Here is a 21,200-nt window from a genome sequence, read left to right as displayed (position 1 = left end):
TCTAGCGGAAAGCGCTGGAGCCCGTCAGCGCCTGCCCGATCACGAGTTGATGGACCTCGGATGTGCCCTCGTAGGTGAGGACGGATTCGAGGTTGTTGGCATGCCGGAGTACCGGGTATTCCAACGTGATTCCGTTGGCGGCCAGGATGGTTCGGCATTCGCGTGCGATCTTGATGGCTTCACGCACATTGTTGAGCTTGCCGAGCGACACTCGCTCGCCCGGCAGCTCGCCCTTGTCCTTCAGCCGGCCCAGATGCAGCGCGAGCAGTTGACCCTTGCCGAGTTCGAGCGCCATGTTCGCGAGCTTGGCCTGGGTGAGCTGGTATCCGGCCAGCGGCTTGTCGAACACCGCGCGGGTCTTGGAGTACTCGACGGCCGATTCGATGCAGTCCCGAGCCGCCCCCATCGCGCCGAACACGATGCCGAACCGGGCCTCGTTGAGGCAGCTCAACGGGCCGCTCAGGCCGCGGGCCTCGGGCAGCATCGCGTCGGCAGGGAGACGGACGTCGTCGAACACCAACTCGCCCGTGATCGACGCGCGCAGAGACAGCTTCTTCTTCACCGTGTTCGCGGTGAATCCGGGGGTGTCCGTGGGGACAACGAAACCCCTGACCTTGTCGTCGGTTTGAGCCCACACGACGGCGACGTCGGCGACCGGACCGTTGGTGATCCACATCTTGCTGCCGTTGAGAATCCAGTCGTCACCGTCGCGCTTGGCGCGGGTGAGCATGCCGCCGGGGTTGGACCCGAAGTCGGCCTCTGTGAGACCGAAGCAGCCGATGAGCGAACCCTCGGCCATCCCCGGCAGCCACTGCTGCTTCTGTTCCTCGGACCCGAACTTCCAGATCGCGAACATCGCCAGCGAGCCCTGCACCGAGACCAATGAGCGGATGCCGGAATCGATGGCTTCGAGTTCGAGGCAGGCCAGCCCGTACGCCGTCGCCGATGTTCCAGCGCAGCCGTAGCCCTCGAGGTGCATGCCCAGCAGGCCGAGCGAGCCCAGCTCCTTGGCAAGTTCACGCGCGGGAACGGTGCCCTCGTCGAACCAGTCGGCGATGTGTGGTCGGATGCGTTCGTTGCCGAACTTGCGGACGGTGTCCCGGATCTGACGTTCTTCGTCGTCGAGGAGGGAATCGATCGCGAACAGTTCGTCGACGCTCTGGGAGTTGGCCACGGTGCCTCTTTCCGCTGGGGGTTGTCTTCGCAGGTTACCCACGCCCCTGCCGGGTGACGCAGGCCGATTAGTGTGGAGGCCATGAGTGAGCAGCGCAGCAAGGCAGACAACACCTCCTGGCAGGGCTTTTCCACGAAGGCGGTCCACGCGGGTTACGAGCCCGATCCACTGACCGGCGCGGTCAACGTGCCGATCTACGCCAGCTCCACCTTCGCGCAAGACGGGGTCGGCGGAATGCGTAGCGGATTCGAGTACGCGCGCACCGGCAACCCGACGCGTCGGCCGCTCGAGGCCAACCTCGCAGCCATCGAATCCGGTACCTACGGTCGCGCTTTCTCGTCGGGCATGGCCGCTACCGACTGCATGCTGCGGTCGGCGCTGCGTCCCGGTGACCACCTCGTCATTCCCAACGACGCCTACGGCGGCACGTACCGATTGATCGACAAGGTCTTCACCCAGTGGGGCATCGAGTACTCCGTGGCCGCGGTCTCGAACGTCGACGAGGTCCGCGCCGCGATGCGTCCGAACACCAAGCTGGTGTGGGTCGAGACGCCCACCAACCCGCTGCTCAATGTCGGTGACATCGAGGCGCTCGCGGGCGTCGCGCACGAGGGCGGGGCCAAGCTGGTCGTCGACAACACGTTCGCGTCTCCCTACCTGCAGCAGCCGTTGTCCCTCGGTGCCGACGTGGTGTTGCACTCGACGACCAAGTACATCGGTGGTCACTCCGACGTCGTCGGCGGCGCTCTGGTGACCGACAGCGAAGAGCTCGATACCGCGTTCGCATTCCTGCAGAACGGTGCCGGGGGCGTTCCCGGACCGTTCGACGCATTCCTGACCTTGCGCGGCATCAAGACCCTCGCGTTGCGGATGGAACGGCACAGCGACAACGCGGAGAAGATCGTGGAATTCCTCGACGGGCATCCGGCCATCTCGCAGGTCATCTACCCTGGCCTCGAGTCGCACCCGTCTCACGCGGTGGCCGCGAAGCAGATGCGACGGTTCGGCGGCATGGTCTCCGTGCGGTTGGCCGGCGGCAAGCAGGCCGCTCTCGATTTCTGCGCGAAGACCGAGATTTTCACTCTCGCAGAGTCTTTGGGCGGCGTCGAGTCGCTCATCGAGCATCCCGGGGCGATGACGCACGCGTCGACTGCCGGTTCGCTGCTCGAGGTCCCGGACGACCTGGTGCGTCTGTCCGTCGGTATCGAGGACGGTGCCGATCTGGTGGGCGACGTCGAGCAAGCACTGGCATGATCGTTGCACTGATCGACTCGGGGTTCGGAATGCTCCCGACGGCTGCTCGCCTGCGTGAGTCGCGTCCCGAGCTCGATCTGGTGCTGATGATGGATCCCGACAACGCTCCGTGGGGTCCGAAGCCGGATGCGTGGGTGATCGAGCGGGTGGTCGGTACCGCTCGGCATGCCGTCGAACTCGGTGCCGAGGTCGTGGTGCTGCCGTGCAACACGGCCAGTGTGACGGCGTTGAGCCAGGTGCGGGCTGCGCTCGGTGATTCGATCCCCGTGGTGGGGACGGTCCCGGCGATCAAGCCCGCAGCGGCGGTCAGTGATCGGATCGCGATCTGGGCGACGGCGGCCACGACGGCAAGTGCGTACCAGGCCCGGTTGATCGACGAATTCGCCTCTCGTCGGACGGTGACCAGCGTGGCCTGCCACGGCCTGGCCGATTCGATCGATCGCGGGGACTCGGCCGGAATACGGGCGGCCATCGACGCTGCGGTGGCCGCCACTCCCGACGACGTCGAGTCCATCGTGTTGGGGTGCACCCACTACCCGTTGGTGCTGGACGAGATCGTCGCGCGTCTGCCGGACGGCGTGACGATGTTCGACAGCGCGGCGGCCGTGGCCAATCAGACGGTGCGGCGCGCGGACGAGGTCGGTTCGGCGCGGGCCGGCACGGGATCGGTCTCGGTGTGGCTGAGCGGCATCGAAGGCGTACTGCCGGAGAGTGCACATCGTTACCGCGAGGCGACGGTGCTACTCGACGGTGCGCGGGCCCGGTAGTTCCGCACCGCCGGGGAATGCCCGGTGGGTTCGTGCGTTGTCCTTCACTGAGGTAACGGTTGTTGCGGTGGAGGGAATGAGCACATGGTCGGTGTCGACACGCGGGACGTTCAGGGCAGAGCAGCGGCGCGGATTCCGCATCGGTACGCCTTCTGGGTGGTCGGCGTCGCCTTCATCGTCCTCATGGCGTCCTCGGCTGCACCGTCGCCGCTGTACCCGGTGTACCAGCAGTCGTGGGGGTTCAGTGCGATCACCCTCACGGTCGTTTTCGCCGTCTATGCGCTGGCGCTGCTGCTGACTCTGCTCACGGTAGGAAGTCTGTCGGACCACATCGGACGCAAACCGATCCTGGTCGCGTCACTGCTGCTGCTGATCGTCAGTCTGGTGTTGTTCATCGTCGCCGACAGTGTCCCGGTGTTGATCGCTGCTCGCGTCGTGCAGGGAATCGCCGCAGGCGCGGCAACGGGTGCCATGAGTGCGGCCATCATCGATCTGCAGCCCACCGTGTCGACCGGCCCGCTGCTCAACAGCGTCGCCCCCTCCTTCGGTCTGGCGGCAGGCGCGATCGGGGCCGGTTTGCTGGTGCAGTTGGCGCCGGCACCCGAAATTCTCGTGTTCGCCCTGTTGATCGCCGCCGCGGCAGTACTGGCCGTGGCCCTGCTGTTCGTGCCGGAGACGTCGGCGATGCGCGGCTTCGATTCCCGACGTCACCTGGCGTCGACCCTGCTGCCGCGAGCCTCGCTGCCGAAGTTGGTGCGGGCACCGTTCGTGGTCATTGCCCCTGCTCTGTTCGCGACCTGGTCGCTCGGCGGGTTCCACCTCTCGCTGGGCCCGTCGATCATCGGCACCGTCTTCGGTATCGACAACCACATCGTGGGCGGCCTGGAGATCTTCTCGCTGTTCGCCTCGGGCTCGGTAGCAGCTGTCGTCGTGCGCAACGGGCTTGCTCGCACGGTGATGATGATCGGCGCGTCGGTGCTCGCAAGCGGCGTCGCGCTGACCTTGGTGTCGGTCGAAATCGGCTCGGTCGCGCTGTATTTCGTCGGCGCTGTCGTCGCAGGATCGGGCTGGGGAGCAACGTTTCTCGGTGCGATGCGCACACTCGGTTCGTTGGTCCCCGCTGCGGAGCGAGGTGGCGTGTTCGCCACGACATTCGTCATCAGCTACCTCGCCTTCAGCCTGCCTGCGGTGATCGCCGGTCTCGCCGTGCACCGGCTCGGATTGAGCACCACGGTCGAGGTGTACGGGGCGTTCGTCATAGCTCTTGCACTGATCTCGGTCGTCGGGTTCTCGGTTGTGCAACGACGAAATCGATAGCGCAGCAATCACTCCTCGATCTCCCCTCCCGAGGACGGGCACCACGCACTGCCCAATCGGATAGTCCGGCAGCGGTGTTGGAACGGTTCTACCCTGCAGGTGTTCCGATCTCCTCTCGGTGCGGCCATGGTGGTCATCAGTGAGACGCCGATCACACACCCCAGGCGTTTCCTGACCACACTCACCGAGGAGACACCGATGGCAATCGAGCTCAATCAGATCTGGGAATTCCCCATCAAGGAGTTTCACCCGCTGCCCCGCGCCAAGCTGGGGGTCGGCGCTCACGACATGATCGGCGTCGAGGCGAAGGAACTCGGATTCAAGCGTGCCCTGCTCGTCACCACCGGACTCCGCGGATCCGGGATCATCGAGGAACTGATCGGCAAGATCGAATACCAGGGCGTCGAGGTGGTTCTGTACGACAAGGTCGAGTCGAACCCCAAGGACTACAACGTCATGGACGGTGCCGCGCTTTACCAGAAGGAGAAGTGCGACAGCGTCATCTCCGTCGGTGGCGGCTCCAGCCACGACGCGGCCAAGGGCATCCGCGTCGTCGTTGCCCACGACGGCCGCAACATCAACGAGTTCGAGGGATTCTCCAAGTCCACGAACAAGCAGAACCCACCGCATATCGCCGTATCGACCACCGCCGGAACGGGTTCGGAGACGTCCTGGGCGTACGTCATCACCGACACCTCGGACATGGAGAAGCCGCACAAGTGGCTCGCCTTCGACGAGGCGTCGACACCGACTCTGGCACTGGACGATCCGCTGCTCTACTACACCTGCCCTCAGCAGTGGACCGCGTTCTGTGGCTTCGACGTTCTGGCACACGGTGCCGAGCCGTACGTGTCGCGTCTCGATTTCGCGCCGTCGCTGGGCAACGCGATCTACTCGATCGGCCTGGTGTCCAAGCACCTTCGCGAGGCCGTCTACGACCCGGGCAATCTGAAGGCTCGCGAGGGCATGATGAACGCCCAGTACATCGCCACGCAGGCGTTCAACTCCGGCGGACTCGGTGTCATCCACTCGATTTCCCACGCGATCAGTGCGTTCTACGACAGTGCACACGGCCTCAACAACGCCATCGCTCTGCCGCGCGTGTGGGAGTACAACCTGCCCTCACGCTACGAGCGCTACGCGGAGATCGCTGTGGCCATGGGCGTCGACACGAAGAACATGACCACCGTCCAGGCGGCCGACGCCGCAGTCGAAGCCGCCATCAGGCTCGCGAAGGACGTCGGCATTCCCGACAACTTCGGGTCGATCCGTTCTGCGACGTACGACAAGAACCGGATGAACACCGGCAAGTACGCCGGTAAGGGCGACGTGATCAAGGGTGACGAGAAGTCGGTACTCAAGATCTCCGAGCACATCCAGGAAGACTGGTGCACCCCGGGTAACCCCCGCGAGGTCACCGTCGAGTCGATGATTCCGGTCGTCTCGCACGCGATCAACGAGTCGTACTGATGCTGCGCAGTGGTGCGGTTATGTGCCCCGGGCGGCGCATAACCGCACCACTGCGGCTCCGCCGCTCTTCGAAGGGAAACACATGACCTCGCTGTCGACAGTGCGTAGCGACGACACCGACACCGTTCGATTCACCGACGCTGCCGATCTGCGGAGGGCGCTCGCCGAGCAGGACTACATCGCCGACGACGACCTCGCCACCGTGGTGCATCTGGCGACAGCGCTCGATCGCCCGCTGCTGCTCGAAGGGCCGGCGGGTGTGGGAAAGACAGAGCTCGCCAAATCGCTTGCTGCGGCGAGCGGCCGCAAGCTGGTGCGCCTGCAGTGCTACGAGGGCCTCGACGACAACCGGGCCCTGTACGAGTGGGATTACGCCAAACAGCTTCTGCACGTGCAGATGCTGCGTGAACACATCGGTGCGCTGACGCAGCACGTCACCGACATCGACGACGCCTCGAAGATGCTCGCCGCCAAAGACTTCGGCCTGTATTCCGAGCCGTTCCTGTCGGTGCGTCCGCTGCTGGAATCGATCCTGTCCGAGGAGCCGGTGGTTCTTCTCGTCGACGAGGTCGACCGCACCGAGGAATCCATGGAGGCGCTGCTGCTCGAGGTGCTCGCCGAGAAGCAGGTGACCATTCCCGAGGTGGGCACCTTCACCGCACGAAGTGATCCGTGGGTCATTCTGACCTCCAACGACACTCGCGAGCTGTCCTCCGCCCTCAAACGCCGCTGCCTGCACTTTCATCTCGACTACCCCTCTGCCGAACGGGAACGGGAGATCGTCACCGCCCGCGCTCCGGAGGTACCCGATCGGGTCGCAGCCGACATCGTGGCGCTGGCAACCGAACTGCGGGCGCTGCCGCTGCGCAAGAGCCCATCGATCTCGGAGGTCATCGACGCGGCTCGTATCGCGTCGGTCCTCGGCCACACGGAGGACACCCGCAAGTATCTGCTCGCCGCGCTGGTCAAATACTCCTCGGACATGAAGATCGCGATGGCAGGCCCGGCGACGGAGACAGCCTCTGCAGCAACATCTCTCGGAGCCGTCGTCAACACGACCGCGACGGCGTTCCGGGGTCATGGTGGACGGGACAAGGGCGGCATCGGGATTCGACGATGACTGCGGTCGAGCCGTTCGCTCCGTCGGTGGTACTCGACGTGCTGTCGGCAGTGTTCGGCCGGACGCTGCGGCGGTTCGGAGTGGCGGCGTCGCCGGCCGAGGTCATCGAAGTCCGACGCGTGCTCGGGCTCCTGGGGGCACGTGACCTGACGGTTCTCCGCGCGGCGTTACGCGCCACGTGCGCGAAGTACGATCACGAACAGCAGGGATTCGATCTCGCGTTCGACTCGCTGTTCGCAGTCGGCTCGAACACTGTTGTCCACGAACACACTTCGCCGGTAGGCGCGCAGGTGGCGGGTGGCCTCCCGACCGATCTCGACGTGGGAGCCGACCAGGAGGCGGCGAAGTACGCCGAATACAACGAGCGTGCCGTCGAGATCGGAGATCTGCTGGACGCCCCCGAGGCCGACAAGGGCTTCAACCCACACAAGGACGACGACGACATCAGTCTGTCGTCGGAGGATCACGATCTGTCCATCGATACCGATGGCGACATGGGTCGACGGGGCGTGACCTACACCGTCGATCTGGAGCGTTCCGGTTCGATGGCTGCAGGGGAGTTGGCGTCGAGCACGAGCGGAGCGGTTGCAGGGCAACTGAACTGGGAGGATCCGGCAAGTATCCTGGCATGGTTCGATGCCTACGATCCCAGTAGCGTGTACGGCGATGGCGGAGATTCCGGGCCGCTGAGCGCGGCGATGTTGGACAGGATCACCGATGCCGTCGAAGCCTTCGTCGCAGCTCTGGGTGAGTTGACCGGGACGATGTCGTCACCGGTGCCGGTCGACGGCGCAGGGCGGGGGATCGACAGCCATGCCGAGATCGAGCGCGCAAGTCACGAAGTGTTGCGGCACATGCGCGGGACTCCTCGGCCGCGGCCTCGCGAACACTCTCGGGGCCCGCTGGACATGCGTCGCACGGTTCGGTCGAGCCTGCGCACGGACGGCATTCCGTTTCGGTTGGTCACCAGGACACCGGTTCCGGACAAGGTTCGATTGTTGGTGCTGGCGGACGTCTCGTTGTCCGTTCGCCCGATCACCGCATTCACGCTCAGACTTGCCCAGGCGATGCACTCGCGTGCGCACCGCTGCACTGTGATGGGCTTCGTCGATTCTCCGGTGGACGTGACGACCACCTTGCTCGGGAGCACGGGCGACGGTGCTCTGGCTGCAGTACTCGCAGATGCGCGATTGGACCTCGAAGCGAGCAGCGATTACGGCAAGACCTTCGCGGACCTGCTGGACTCGCACGGGGAGGTGTTGAACAAGCGCACCGCGGTGATCATCGTGGGGGACGGTCGGTGCAACGGACGGCCGCCCGGACTCGATGCGTTGGAGAAGATTCGCTCCAAGGTGCACCGCATCGCCTGGATCACTCCCGAAGCTCGTCGCTACTGGGCGCAGGCCGCGTGCTCGATGGAGGAGTACGAACAATTCTGCGACCAGGTGGTCGTGGCGCGAGACGGGGAACAGTTGACGGCGCACGCCGCCGATCTGGGGCATGCGCTGTCCTGACCCGACCCATCACACCACGTACCTGCCCGATCGGGTAGGTAGGAACCTGGCCCGGTGCTGGTGGGAACGGACCGACTGTGCTCGTAAGGTTGTAACCTGAATCACAGGTCCGGATCGTGTTCGGATCGAAGGACAGCGAGGGTGTGAACGGTGGACCAGGCAGCTACTGCGAACGTCGGCAAGGCGCTGCACGATCTCGATACTCGGCGCAGCCGAGCCGAGACGCCACGTGTCCTCAAGTTCCATGCGCCCGAGATCGTGTTCGGTCCGGATTCGCTCGGAGAGGTCGCGCATGCGACGCGTCGTCTCGGTGGGGTACGGCCGATGCTCGTCACGGACGCCGGCTTGATCGAGAGTGGCTGGGCCGGGCAGCTCGTCGACCTCCTTCTTGCGCAGGGGCTGGAGCCCCAGGTCTGGAGCGCACTGACGCCCAATCCCAAGGACGTCGAAATCGAGGCCGGCCACGGTTACTACGCGGACTTCGGCTGCGACGTGTTGGTGGCGATTGGCGGAGGGTCGGTGATGGATGCGGCGAAGGGGATTGCCGTCCTCGCCGGCAACGGCGGTCGAATCCTCGACTACGAGGGGGTGGATCGGGCCACCCGGCCGATCCCGCCTCTGGTGATGGTGCCCACGACATCCGGCACCGGAGCCGACGTCTCGCAGTTCTGCATCGTCACCGATACCGCACGCTCGACGAAGATCACCATTCTCGGCCGAGCCCTGGTACCGGACATCACGGTGATCGACCCGATGTTGCTGACCACGATGCCCGAATGGCTCAACGCCGCAACCGGTTTGGATGCTCTGACGCACGGGATAGAGGCGTTCGTGTCGTTGGGCCACAACCAGCTCACCGACCATCATGCGCTCCGAGCCATCACCATGGTGATGTCACAGTTGGCTCGCACCATCGACGAGCCGACCGACATGGTTGCACGAGGGTCGATGGCGCAGGCGAGTCTGGAGGCCGGCCTAGCATTCACGAACGCGATACTCGGTGCGACGCACGCGATGAGCCACCAGGTGGGCGGGCTGCTCGATCTCCCGCACGGGGTGATCAACGGTGTGCTGCTGCCGCACGTCATTCGTTTCAACGCTGCCGAGGATCCATTGCCGTACGTGGCCATCGCGACGAGTCTCGGGCTACCCGAGGGCAGGGCCAGGCCGGAGGAGGCCGCCATGGCCGTGGCCGATCGAGTGGACCGCCTCGCTCGTCAGGTCGGTGTTCCCGCCGGCCTGGCCGAGATCGGCGTCAGCGAGTCCGATCTCGATGTGTTGGCCACCAACGCATTACGCGATGCGTGCATGTCCACCAACCCGCGCTCGGCCACGCACCGCGAGATGGTCGATCTGTTCAGGACCGCACTGTGACAACCGGACCCGACCTCTCGTTGCTGACGGGACTGCGTTCGGGCAAGAACACGTTCTACCCCCAGTATCGCGGCGCGGCAGAACGTTTGGAACGCGTTGTCTATGCGCTGGAACTGATTTCGCGAGCACTGGTGCGCACGGTCGACGGTCCGGAAACGCTGGTGTGCGCTGTGGCCGAGGCCGCACGAGCCCATCTGAGTGCGCGCTGGGTCGTGTTCGCTCTCGCCGACGGGGCGTTCCCCGACGCCGGTCCTCGCAGATTGGTACTCGGACCCGACGCCACACCGTTTCTGGTCGACAACGTCGAAGGGCCACCGTTGCCGGACGACGTCGTCGACTGCCTCGAGTCGATCCGACAGTCGACGTGCGGCGACGGGCTGACCCCGGTGATCTCCGCCCATCACGCCTTCGTGCCGATCGCGTACGACGGGGGTGTCGTGGGCGCTTTTGCAGCGTGGACCGGTGAGCAACGTGTGCTGGACGCCACCGACGCCGCGGTGCTCAGCATCCTGGCCAGCCAAACCGCGGTGGCCCTGCAGAATTCGGCTCTGTTCCAGAGCCGAAGACAACTCCTCGAGCGCACCGAGAATGCCTACGCCGAGGCGAATCGAACAGCGGCCGACCTCGCCGCCCGCAATGCCGAACTCCTGCTGACACAAAGACAATTGGGTGCCGCACATCGGCATCAGGTGCTCGACGACGAACGCCATCGCATCGCACGCGAACTGCACGACAGCGTGACCCAGGCCGTGTTGTCGGCCGGTATGCAAATCGAGGTATGTCGCAGCGACATCTCGGCGGAAGAGCGCAGTGACAGGCTGGATCTGGCCAAGGATCTGACGCGTCGGGCAGTGGATCAGCTGCGGTCGGCGATCTACGCGCTCAATCACCCTCAGGACGCCGACCGAACGTCGCTTCCCGAAATGCTCGAACAGCTTTCGGTGGTCCACATGCCCGACGAGTTGCAGGTCTCGCTGCGGGTGGAGGGAACTCCCGTCGAGTTGAGCAGCGAATGCGAGCATGCTTTGCTCCGCATCGCCGGAGAGGCGTTGTTCAACACTGCAGTGCACGGACATGCATCCCGGGCCATTCTTCGATTGAGCTATTCGCTCGATCAGGTACAGCTGTCGATTGCCGATGACGGTGACGGCGATCCGGCGCACTTGCGCATGATGCTGCACATGGCCGAGTCCACCGACGTCGACGGCCGCCACCGCGGGTTGGCGAACATGGCGGCGCGCGCCCGCGAACACGGCGGGGTCTTCGAGATCCGCCGTGCCCGCACCGGGGGCGTGCGAGTGGCAGTGCGTATACCGCTCGACCCGAATTCCACGAAGGGCACAGCATGAGCGTCACAGCGGTACGAGACGGTTCGCCTCAGGCGGCGCCGCCCAGGGTTCGGATCGTCCTGGTCGACGACCACGCGATCCTGCGCGACGGGCTGCGTTCGGTACTCGAGCGTGAATCGGATCTGACGATCGTGGGGGAGGCGTCGACCCGAGAGGAGGGGTTGGCCGTCGTCGCTCAGGTCACACCCGACATCGTGCTGATGGACCTCAAGCTCTCTGCCAGCTCCGATTACGAGGGTCTCGCCCTGTGTGCGCAGTTGTCCAAGGCACACAACGGAATCGGTCTACTCGTCTTGACGACGTTCCTCGACGATCGTCTGGTGGTGGAGGCCGTGCATGCCGGTGCCCGGGGATATGTGGTCAAGGACGTCGACACCACCGAGTTGGTTCGCGCGATCCGCGCGGTGTCGCGCGGTGAGAGTGCGTTCGATTCCCGGAGCGCGTCGGCCGTCGTTCGTTCTCTCAACGGCACACCGAGCAGCATCGAGCGGCTGACCGAGCGGGAGCTCGAAGTGCTCCGGCTACTGGCAACGGGTCTGTCCAACAACATGATCGGAACACGTCTGTTCATCTCGGCGACGACGGTGAAGTTTCACGTCAGCAACATCATGCGCAAACTTGCGGTGTCCCGCCGTGCCGAGGCCGTCTATGCCGCGAGCAAACAGGGATTGATCTGAGCGATGAGCCTTCGGGCACAGAGTGCAAAGTAGACGGCGCTCGGCGTCCTGTCGGGAGCGTCCTCGCGGTGCAGGCTACGGATAACACATACCAGTGATATCCACGCCGAGGAGCACCCATGACGACTGTTCAGGAAGATACGCGCTCACACGACGCCCCGGCCGACCGCCCTACGGAACTCACCGTTCTCGGAGCGTGTGCGCAGGATTGTCCGGATTCGTGCTCGATGGTGGTGACCGTCGAGGACGGGGTGGCGACGAGCGTCAGCGGGAGCAAGACCAACCCGTACACCAACGGTGGCCTCTGCGTGAAGGTGGACAACTATCTCGACAAGGTCTACAGCCCGGACCGAGTGCTGTACCCGCTCAAGCGATCCGGGCCCAAGGGCTCAGGAGAGTTCGAGCGGATCTCGTGGGACGAGGCCGTGGCCACCATTGCCGAGAAGTTCACCTCCATCGCCGAGGAATTCGGCCCCGAGGCGATCATGCCGTGCAATTACCTTGGAACCCAGGGAATCACGCAGGGTCTCAACGTCGGGGATGCATTCTTCAACCGACTCGGGGCGACGGTTGCCGAGCGCACCTACTGCGATGCGGGCTCGTGCACGGCCTACGCGATGACAGTGGGCGACACGGCAGGCGTCGACCCCGAGAGTTTCGTCCACTCCAAGTTCATTCTGATCTGGGCGGCGAACACCATGAGCACCAACCTGCACCTGTGGCCGTACATAGCCGAGGCGAAGAAACGCGGGGCCAAGGTGGTGGTGATCGATCCGATCAAGACCAGAACAGCAAAGGCCGCGAGCTGGTACATCCCCATTCGTCCGGGCACCGACGGCGCTCTCGCCCTGGCGATGATGCATGTGATCATCGACGAGGGATTGACCGACGCGGACTACATCGAACGCTTCACCATCGGTTTCGACGAATTGGCCGAGCGGGTGCAGCAGTACACCCCGCAATGGGCTTCCGAGGAGACGGGCATTCCCGTCGAAGACATCTACACGCTGGCCAGGGAATACGCACAGAGTCAGCCCTCCGTCATTCGGATCGGCGTCGCCATCGAGCGCAGTGCAGGTGGCGGGCAAAGCGTCCGAGCCATCTCCTGTCTACCGTCGTTGGTGGGGGCCTGGCGTAAGCCCGGCGGCGGCATCCTGCAGCTGCCGCTGTGGGCGTTTCCGGTGAACTGGCCCGAGTTTCTGCAGACGGATCTGCAGACTCCGGGTACACGCGTGATCAATCTGTATCAGCTGGGTGAGGCGCTGACCGGCGGGTTGAATCTGGACACGCCCCTCAAAGGACTGATGGTGTACAACTCGAATCCGGTGGTGGTGTGTCCCGATCAGAAGCGCATGATCGACGGGCTCAGCCGGGAGGATCTGTTCACCGTCGTCAGCGACCACTTCATCACCGACACAGCGGATTACGCCGATATCATTCTGCCCGCCACGACACAGCTCGAACAGGACGACATCAACTTCTCCTGGGGACACCTGTTCGTCACGTACAACAACCGGTCGATCGAGCCCCTCGGGGAGGCCGTCCCCAATACCGAGATGTTTCGCCGATTGGCCGCCGCGATGGGCTTCACCGAACCGGTGTTCTCACGAACCGATGAGGAACTCCTCGCCCTCTCCTACGACTGGAATGCCCCGGCAATGGAGGGCATCACGATCGACTCGCTCAAGAAGCTCGGGTGGCAGCGACTCAACCTTCCCGGTCCCGACGAGTACGCACCGCACGCAGAGGGCAATTTCCGGACGCCGTCCGGCAAAACGGAGTTTCTGTCCTCGGCGGCGGCGGGCGGCAACTTCGTGCTGCCGCTGTTCCGGCAGGGATCGAACGATCACCAGCCGGGACAGCCGGTGGATCCGCTCCCGCACTACATCCCGCCGCGCGAGTCGTCGAGGACCAATCCCGGACTGGCAGAGAAGTATCCACTCAATCTGCTCACGCCCAAGTCACACGCGTACCTGAATTCGAGCTTCGGGAATCTCGACATGCACCGCAAAGTGCAGAAGGAGCCGACGCTGCTGGTCAACCCTGTCGACGGCGAACGGCGGGGAATCGCTTCGGGTGACGTGGTGCGAGTCTTCAACGATCGCGGCGAATTCACCGTCGTTGCCAAACTCGACAAGTCGGTCATGCAGGGTGTCACCGTCTGTGCGATGGGTGCATGGCGCAAGAACATGCTGTCGCTGTCGACCCCGGCGTCGCTCAATCCGACGGTGTTCGCCGACCTCGGGAACGCTCCGACCTTCTCCGACACCCTCGTCGAGGTCGCCGCGCTCGACGCCTGACAACTCTTTCTCCTACTACGAACATGAGGATTCCGATATGGCCTACGTCGTGACCGAAGCGTGCATCGACCTGCTCGACAAGGCATGCACCGAGGAGTGCCCCGTCGACTGCATCTACGAGGGCGCGCGGATGATGTACATCAATCCCGACGAGTGCGTCGACTGCGGCAAGTGCATGCCCGCCTGTCCCAACGACGCCATCTTCTGGGAGCACAAGATCCCGGAGGAACAGAAGCAATTCGTCGATATCGCCGTCGAATTCTGTGAGGACGCAGATGCTTCCGGTGGTGCGGAAGATCTCGGCCCCGTTGGGCACGACCATCCCTCGATCGACGAAGTGGCGAAGAAGTGAGTGCTGCAACGGTTTCCGAGAGTGATCTGATCATCGTCGGTGCCGGACCTGCGGGGCTGTACGGTGCGTACTACGCGGGTTTCCGGGGCATGACGGTCACCGTGATCGACGCTCTGCCCCATCCGGGCGGGCAATTGGCGGCCCTGTACCCCGAGAAGAAGATATTCGATGTCGCCGGTTTTCCGGCGATCAAGGCGCAACATCTGGTCGACGCATTGGTCGAACAGGCGGATCAGGCGAAGCCGACGTACCTGATGGGACACGTGGCGACCGAACTCGAGGAATCCGAGAACTTCGTGCGGGTCACGACGGACAAGGGCGAGACCGTCGTCGGCAAGGCCGTTCTCGTGGCCGCAGGTATCGGTAAGTTCACGCCGAGGCCATTGCCGGCCGGAGCCGAGTTCCACGACCGTGGCCTGCGGTATTTCGTGCCCAAACTCGATGATCTCGCCGGCGAACGGGTGATGATCGTCGGCGGCGGAGACTCGGCAGTCGACTGGGCGTTGAGCCTGGAGCCGATCGCGAAATCGGTGGTACTGGTGCACCGGCGCAACGACTTTCGGGCCCACGCTCACAGCCTCGGTTTGCTGGAGCGGTCCGGTGTCGATGTCCTCACGCCGTTCGAGGTGGAGGAAATCCTGGGCGTGGACTCCGTCGAATCGGTGACGATCGTCGACGGCACCGGAGTCGACCGTCGACAGCTCGAGGTATCGAGTGTTGTTGCCGCACTGGGGTTCAAGGCCGCACTCGGCCCCATCGCCACGTGGGGACTGGACAAGTACCAGCGCGATATCGCCGTCGGACGGACGATGCGCACCAGCCGAAGGCGAGTCTTCGCGGCGGGCGACGTCGCCGGACACGAAGATAAGGTCAAGTTGATCGCAGTCGGGTTCGCCGAGGCCGCGACAGCGGTGAATCACATCGCCCCGCTGGTCGACGGTTCGGCAGCGATCGTGCCCGGCCACTCGAGTGACTCGCTCCACTGACGAGAGACCCGTAGGAGCTCAGTTTCACCGACGAGGACCGTGAGCAGTGCCGACCTCGGGCTGCTCACGGTCGCTCGGCCACATCGGGCGAGTGACCGCTCGCGGGTCGTCGGACTGCGCGCACGCGGCCGCGCGGTACTGACGCGGGCTCATCCCGTACTGCTCGCGAAAGGCGCGGCTGAACACCGCGGAGTCCGCGAAACCCCATCGCCGACTGATCTGGCCGAGCGAGCGGTTCACCGCGACGCTGGCGATGATCTCGCGTCGGCAGCGCTCGAGCCGTTTGACCCGAATGCTGCGCGCCACCGTAGTGCCACTGGCCGCGAACAGACGGTGCAGTTGGCGGGTGGAGACGAGCATGGCCGACGCGACCGTGCTGGGCGACAGATCTGGGTCTGCGAGGTGTTCCTCGATATAGCGTTGCGCCGTCCGAACCAGGGCGGTGCCGGGGGAATCCAGCGCCGGGCTGGTGGTGGTGTTCCTTGCGATGACGCTGACCAGATCGCCGACCTCGTCTGCGATGGCCTGTGCGCCCGCGGTACCCAGCGTCGACCGGGTCGACCCCAGGTCGTGCAGAAATCGGCCGAGGAGGCCGCTGAAACCGGCCGAGCCGTCGAACGCCATGGCCGTCAGGTCGCTGGATTCACGCTCGTCGAGTCGCAGCATGTGACGGGGCCAGGTGAATACTTCGAGCTCCCATTGATCGTCGTCGGGGTGACCGTCGATGATCCAGTCGAAGGGACGAGACGTGTCGTAGATGGCGAAGTCGCCGCGGGAGAGCACGCATTCGCGTCCGTCCTGCACCACGATCGCGCGGCCTCGACGGATCATCCCGATCTGAACGTATTCGATTCGGTCCTTCTCGATGAGCGAGTCGGTTCGCGCGATGCGTTGAGTCGTCGATCGGACAGTCGACACCTGCAGGTGCGCGAGAGACATCGATCGGACGGCTCCGGTGAATCGGCTGTCCGCCACGTCGGCTACGTCCAGGGCGACGAAGTGTTCGTTCAACATGTCGGACCAGTCGCCGCGGCTGGTCGTTCGAGTCGGAATGGAGAATCCGGATCGAGACAGCATGGGGACCCCTTGTCGTAGACGCTCACGGCGATGCAGGAGCTTTCTTCGAGATTAACCCGCAATGTTTCCGGTTGATTCACTGTTCGTAACTTTGCCGGAAAGTCGTGAGGCAGGGTCGTGCGCTGGTCGCTGCACGTCAACTACCGGGCGCGCGCGGTCAAGTGTGAGGCACTGCCGTCCGCGATTCTGGTGTTCGACCGAGTGAAAGGACTACTCCGTGGGTGATCCCGTTCGAGCAGTGCGCAGCCATCCGATCAACCTCGATTCGGGGACGGTGGACGCTCGGGGACGGGCACTTCGGGATCTCCGTATCTCGGTCACCGACCGGTGCAACTTCCGCTGTGTCTACTGCATGCCTCGAGCCGAGTTCGGTCCCGATCACCGATTCCTCGACACCGGCAGGCTGCTGTCCTTCGACGAGATCGACAGAGTGGCGCGGGCGGCGGCGACGATCGGCCTCCGAAAGATCCGTCTGACGGGTGGTGAACCGTTGCTGCGGGCCGGAATCGCCACGCTGGTCGAACGATTGAGCGCCATCGACGGCGTCGATCTTGCGATGACCACGAACGGGTCGTTGCTCGCAGCCCAGGCCGCATCCTTGTACGCGGCCGGTCTGAAACGCGTTACCGTCAGCCTGGATTCGATCGACCCGACGACGTTCGCGCGGATGAGCGACACGCGCGTACCCGTCCGGACCGTGCTCGACGGCATCGACGCGGCAGTGTGCGCCGGGATGTCACCCGTCAAGGTGAATGTGGTGGTGCGACGGGGCGTGAACGGTGATTCGATTCTCGACCTGGCCGAACGGTTCCGAGGGACCGGTATCGTCGTGCGGTTCATCGAGTACATGGATGTCGGGGCGACGAACCGGTGGGAAATGGCGCAGGTGACGGACGTCGACTCCATTGTCGACATCATCGGGGCAGCCCATCCGCTCGAGCGGATCGAGTCGATGTACGAAGGCGAGGTCGCGACGCGCTATCGGTATCGCGACGGGAGGGGAGAAATCGGGGTGATCGGCTCGGTGTCGAAACCGTTCTGCGGCAGCTGTACTCGGGCCAGGCTGTCGGCGGACGGGCAGGTGTACACGTGCCTGTTCGCTTCAGCGGGAACCGATCTGCGCGCGCTGCTGCGTTCGGGGGCATCGCAGGATGCTCTCGTGGCGCGGTTGTCGGCGCTCTGGAACAGCCGTGACGATCGATACTCCGAACTGCGAGCGGGATCGGGGGACACCCCGGCCGGCGAGCGGATCGAGATGTCCTACATCGGCGGATGAGGCGGACCGTAAACTCGACTACCCGTTCGGTCGACGAACACCGTTGTGCCATAGCAGATCTCGGCTTGGCAGCCCGAGTACGGGCGGTACCCATCGGATCTGCGGTCGGCGCAGTTCTCGCCGAGGATGTCGTTGCCGAGCGCGTTCTGCCGGCGTTCGACAATTCTGCAGTCGACGGGTTCGCTGTGCGCCGTACCGATGTGATCGGTTCTCGACGACTGCCGGCCACACTGACCGTCTCGGCGCGTAGCGTCGCCGGACGGTCGAGTACCGAGCTGAGCGTGGCACCGGGTGAATGTGTACAAATCATGACCGGTGCAGTACTTCCGCGAGGGGCCGATCTGGTGGTGCCTGTCGAACAGACCAGCGGATTCGTGACGTCGTTCGGTTCCGATACGGTGACCATCTGTTCGAGTGGTTCCAAGAGCAACATCCGCCGTCGTGCGTCGGATTTCGATGCCGGTGACGTGGCCATCAGGGCCGGTACGGTGCTGACTCCCGCTCAGGTCGGACTGCTTGCGGCACTCGGACGAACGCATGTCAGGATCGGTTCGACATTGACCGTGGCTGTGTTGTCCACCGGATCCGAAATCCGCTGTGCTGAAGAAACTCCGACGCTCGGCGAGTGTTTCGACGCCAACTCTCCGATGATCGCAGCCGATCTGCTGCGGTGTGGTGCCGATGTGTACCTCGAATCGGCGGTATCCGACGATGTGGAGGCGTGCAGAGCGGCCCTTGCTCGCTGCGCTGCGGTAGCCGACGTCATCATCACGACCGGTGGAATCAGCGCAGGAACCGAGGAGGTGGTCCGGCTTGCGCTGGCGGATCACGACGTCACCTTCGCCTCGGTTGCGGTCAGGCCGGGAAAACCGCAGGGCTGCGGACGATTCGATGGAATACCGATCATCTGCCTGCCCGGGAATCCGGTGAGTGCGCTGATCTCGTACGAACTGTTCGTCCGGCCGGTCGTGGCATCCGCCCTGCAGGATCCGGCGGCAGAGCGAACGGTGAGAACTGTGCGGGTCCGCGGCGACGTGACCTCGGCGTCGAGCACACCTCGGGTTCTCTTGGGATTCATCGACGGCGCGGATGCGGAGGTCACGCAGTCACATTCGATGAGAGCATTGGCAGCCGCGAACGGATTGGTCGTCGTTCCCCCATGCGACTCACTCCCACAGGCAACAGGGCAATATCCCGCGTGGACCTTCGATTCACGTACGGCATCGAGACCGGGCCGGTACGTATGACCGCCACTGCCGCTTCCTCGGCTGCCACCGACCCGCGGCACGCTGCCAAATCGACCACGTGATCCCGTTCGACCACGCCAATCCACTCGGCGGCTGGACCACCGTCAACAACTTCCAATGCCTCTGCGAATACCACCACAGCGTCAAAACCGCCGGCTACACATCCCCACCCAACCCAGACGATCCGGCATCATCGCCTACGCCGAACCACCCGACAACCCGACACCCGAACCGAGCGACGAGGAAGCCGACAAAGCACCACCGTTCTAGTACTCCCGCGGATCCCATGCCTGGAGTATCGAGACTGTTCAGGCGAGTTGTGGTGCCGTCGTCTTGTCGATCACGAGCCAACCGCCGTGGTAGGTCGAGGTCTCGAAGGGCTTCCCCGTCGATAGTCCCAGCTCGGCCAGCGCCGTCTCGTCGAACGTGCGGATGTGTCCGTGGCAGACAGTGGTCTCGGTCTCGAACGGTACCGCGATGACGACGCGGCAGCGCGCCACCCGGAGTGCCTCCGCGACGATGGCAGAGCCCGTTTCGGCGTCGACGTGTTCGAGCAGGTGCAGAGCTGTCACGGTATCGACACTGTTGTCGTCGAACGGGATTCGGGCTGCATCGAACACTGCCGTGTCGAGTCTCGCGCCGAGGTGCGGAGCGACAGTCGCGAGCAAATTCATGGTTCCCGCTGACTGGTCGGTCGCGGTGACCGAACAACCCTGCATTGCCAGCCGCAACGGGAAGAAGCCGAAGCACGAACCCAGATCGAGTACCGAACCGCGGACCGACGCGGCGGCACGCTCGTGCACAGGAGCGAACTCTGCTCGACCGGAGAGGAGATCATCCAACGAGTTTCGGTAGTACGTCGTCCATGCCTCGACCGGATCGGCGACAGTGGTGCGCACGATGCCGACCAGCACGTGCTCGAACTCGCGTTGGGACAGCCCGATGTGGCGCGCCTGTTCGGTGATGAGCGGCACGAGGCCCTCACCGATCTCGCCCGCAGCGAGGCAGTGGTTGACCTGCACCGTCGATCCTGCACGGATGGCGTCGAATCGGAGCCCGGGAGTGTGCCAGACGACGACGTTCTCATGAGCCCAGACCCCGTCGGGTCCGGGTGCCAATGCATCGATCTCGGTCATGTAAGTCTTCTTCTGTCGTTTCTGCTGTGACCCTCTGTTCAGGTGAGCTTTCCACAGCGAACCGCGGCAGAACTCGGATCGGCCGCTGGTCGGTCCGCTCAGACGCCGCTCACCCCGCAGGCCGGACGGGCCGGTACCTACCCAACTGGACGGTTGATCGCGACGGCCGACCAGTTCCTGCGCCATGACGCGTCGGAAACCTCGACGGCCGTTAGCGTGGTGATCCTGAACACAGTCGATCGGATTGTGGCCGAACAGATTTCGTAGGAGGAATCAGATGTCGAAGAAGAGTGAGAACGCTGTGGTCGGTACGTCGGTCGTCGAGTCCGATCTGGTGGAGGAGTCGTTGGTGGAGGAAGTCTCGATCGACGGTATGTGCGGCGTGTACTGATCATGACTACTGCTGTGCAGAACACGCTCGATCTGGACGTGCGGTGGATTCTGCATCCGCAGGTGGCGTTGCGTCCCGAGTCGTTCGGGGCGCTGCTCTACCACTTCGGGACCCGCAAGCTGTCGTTTCTGAAGAACCGCACGATCGTGGCGATCATCGAGTCCCTGCCCGACCACCGGGATATGCGGTCGGCGATCGCGGCCGCAGGGATCAGCGATTCGGCATCGGCTCCCTACGTGAGAGCGCTCGCGACGTTGGCGGACTCGCACATGATCACTCGCCCGTAGAACCTGACCCATTCGTAGAAGAGGACGGCCCCTATGACTTCCACCCTCGAAAGACCAGCTCCGGTAGGGAGATTGGTCGATCAGTTCGAGCTCGGTCTCGATGCTCCGATTTGTTTGACGTGGGAGTTGACC

The 21,200-nt window shown here is 64.2% G+C and carries 19 protein-coding genes; 16 read left to right on the top strand and 3 right to left on the bottom strand.

Going from position 1 to position 21,200, the window contains the following annotated elements:
* Window position 1: 1 nt before the first annotated feature.
* Window positions 2-1,174, bottom strand: a complete 1,173-nt coding sequence (locus CH262_RS23475) for an acyl-CoA dehydrogenase family protein (protein ID WP_048319849.1) — start codon at window positions 1,172-1,174, stop codon at window positions 2-4.
* Window positions 1,175-1,255: 81 nt separating this feature from the next.
* Here CH262_RS23475 and CH262_RS23470 point away from each other — a divergent pair, with 81 nt between their 5' ends.
* The 12 genes from CH262_RS23470 (at window position 1,256) to CH262_RS23415 (ending at window position 15,654) form a co-directional block, all read left to right on the top strand.
* Window positions 1,256-2,428, top strand: a complete 1,173-nt coding sequence (locus tag CH262_RS23470; RefSeq protein ID WP_032365667.1) for a cystathionine gamma-synthase — start codon at window positions 1,256-1,258, stop codon at window positions 2,426-2,428.
* Window positions 2,425-3,195, top strand: coding sequence for a glutamate racemase (locus CH262_RS23465; RefSeq protein ID WP_094718542.1), 771 nt, complete (start codon window positions 2,425-2,427; stop codon window positions 3,193-3,195). Before CH262_RS23470 ends, CH262_RS23465 begins: the two co-directional genes overlap by 4 nt.
* An 84-nt stretch (window positions 3,196-3,279) precedes the next feature.
* Entirely contained in the window at window positions 3,280-4,512 is a 1,233-nt protein-coding gene (locus CH262_RS23460) for an MFS transporter (protein WP_094718541.1), read from the top strand.
* A gap of 198 nt (window positions 4,513-4,710) precedes the next feature.
* The gene (gene mdo / locus CH262_RS23455) at window positions 4,711-5,982 is read left to right on the top strand and encodes an NDMA-dependent methanol dehydrogenase (protein WP_027496261.1); all 1,272 of its coding nucleotides are present in this window, start codon (window positions 4,711-4,713) and stop codon (window positions 5,980-5,982) included.
* A gap of 82 nt (window positions 5,983-6,064) precedes the next feature.
* Window positions 6,065-7,102 carry a MadB family AAA-type ATPase gene (locus tag CH262_RS23450; RefSeq protein ID WP_032365664.1) on the top strand — a complete coding sequence of 346 codons (1,038 nt, stop codon included), beginning with the start codon at window positions 6,065-6,067 and terminating at the stop codon, window positions 7,100-7,102.
* Entirely contained in the window at window positions 7,099-8,616 is a 1,518-nt protein-coding gene (gene madC, locus CH262_RS23445; RefSeq protein WP_032387069.1) for a MadC family VWA domain-containing protein, read from the top strand. The genes CH262_RS23450 and madC overlap by 4 nt, the downstream gene beginning before the upstream one ends.
* A 186-nt stretch (window positions 8,617-8,802) precedes the next feature.
* On the top strand, window positions 8,803-9,990 hold the full coding sequence (locus tag CH262_RS23440) for an iron-containing alcohol dehydrogenase (protein WP_027496264.1): 1,188 nt from the start codon (window positions 8,803-8,805) through the stop codon (window positions 9,988-9,990).
* Window positions 9,987-11,339 carry a MadS family sensor histidine kinase gene (locus CH262_RS23435; RefSeq protein ID WP_027496265.1) on the top strand — a complete coding sequence of 451 codons (1,353 nt, stop codon included), beginning with the start codon at window positions 9,987-9,989 and terminating at the stop codon, window positions 11,337-11,339. Before CH262_RS23440 ends, CH262_RS23435 begins: the two co-directional genes overlap by 4 nt.
* Window positions 11,336-12,016, top strand: coding sequence for a MadR family response regulator transcription factor (locus CH262_RS23430; RefSeq protein WP_032365661.1), 681 nt, complete (start codon window positions 11,336-11,338; stop codon window positions 12,014-12,016). Before CH262_RS23435 ends, CH262_RS23430 begins: the two co-directional genes overlap by 4 nt.
* 119 nt (window positions 12,017-12,135) lie before the next feature.
* Complete coding sequence (locus CH262_RS23425; RefSeq protein ID WP_094718540.1) at window positions 12,136-14,316, top strand: molybdopterin-containing oxidoreductase family protein; 2,181 nt, start codon at window positions 12,136-12,138, stop codon at window positions 14,314-14,316.
* Window positions 14,317-14,353: 37 nt separating this feature from the next.
* Entirely contained in the window at window positions 14,354-14,668 is a 315-nt protein-coding gene (gene fdxA, locus CH262_RS23420) for a ferredoxin (protein WP_027496268.1), read from the top strand.
* Window positions 14,665-15,654: an NAD(P)/FAD-dependent oxidoreductase gene (locus CH262_RS23415; protein ID WP_072692113.1), complete on the top strand. Its 990-nt coding sequence runs from the start codon at window positions 14,665-14,667 to the stop codon at window positions 15,652-15,654. The genes fdxA and CH262_RS23415 overlap by 4 nt, the downstream gene beginning before the upstream one ends.
* Window positions 15,655-15,678: 24 nt before the next feature.
* Here the strand turns inward: CH262_RS23415 and CH262_RS23410 are convergent, their stop codons facing one another.
* A complete protein-coding gene (locus CH262_RS23410) occupies window positions 15,679-16,731 on the bottom strand; it encodes a helix-turn-helix domain-containing protein (protein ID WP_080732023.1) in 1,053 nt (350 codons plus the stop codon).
* 217 nt (window positions 16,732-16,948) lie between these two features.
* On the opposite strand from CH262_RS23410, the gene moaA reads away from it, so the two are divergent.
* Window positions 16,949-18,007: a GTP 3',8-cyclase MoaA gene (gene moaA / locus CH262_RS23405; RefSeq protein WP_094718539.1), complete on the top strand. Its 1,059-nt coding sequence runs from the start codon at window positions 16,949-16,951 to the stop codon at window positions 18,005-18,007.
* A complete protein-coding gene (locus CH262_RS23400; RefSeq protein ID WP_094718538.1) occupies window positions 18,004-19,254 on the top strand; it encodes a molybdopterin molybdotransferase MoeA in 1,251 nt (416 codons plus the stop codon). The genes moaA and CH262_RS23400 overlap by 4 nt, the downstream gene beginning before the upstream one ends.
* A 308-nt stretch (window positions 19,255-19,562) precedes the next feature.
* Here CH262_RS23400 and mftM read toward each other — a convergent pair whose 3' ends face one another.
* Window positions 19,563-20,390 carry a mycofactocin oligosaccharide methyltransferase MftM gene (gene mftM, locus CH262_RS23395; RefSeq protein WP_094718537.1) on the bottom strand — a complete coding sequence of 276 codons (828 nt, stop codon included), beginning with the start codon at window positions 20,388-20,390 and terminating at the stop codon, window positions 19,563-19,565.
* A gap of 277 nt (window positions 20,391-20,667) precedes the next feature.
* On the opposite strand from mftM, the gene mftA reads away from it, so the two are divergent.
* Both mftA and mftB read left to right on the top strand, forming a co-directional pair.
* Entirely contained in the window at window positions 20,668-20,781 is a 114-nt protein-coding gene (mftA, locus tag CH262_RS23385) for a mycofactocin precursor MftA (RefSeq protein WP_069973092.1), read from the top strand.
* A gap of 2 nt (window positions 20,782-20,783) precedes the next feature.
* On the top strand, window positions 20,784-21,068 hold the full coding sequence (mftB, locus tag CH262_RS23380) for a mycofactocin biosynthesis chaperone MftB (RefSeq protein WP_094718535.1): 285 nt from the start codon (window positions 20,784-20,786) through the stop codon (window positions 21,066-21,068).
* Window positions 21,069-21,200 lie beyond the last annotated feature (132 nt).

The sequence above is a fragment of the Rhodococcus sp. 05-2255-1e genome (assembly GCF_002259025.1).
Classification (GTDB): Bacteria; Actinomycetota; Actinomycetes; order Mycobacteriales; family Mycobacteriaceae; genus Rhodococcoides; species Rhodococcoides fascians.
The sequence above is the reverse complement of the archived record's forward strand: the minus strand, read 5'-3'. Positions and strand labels throughout refer to the sequence as shown.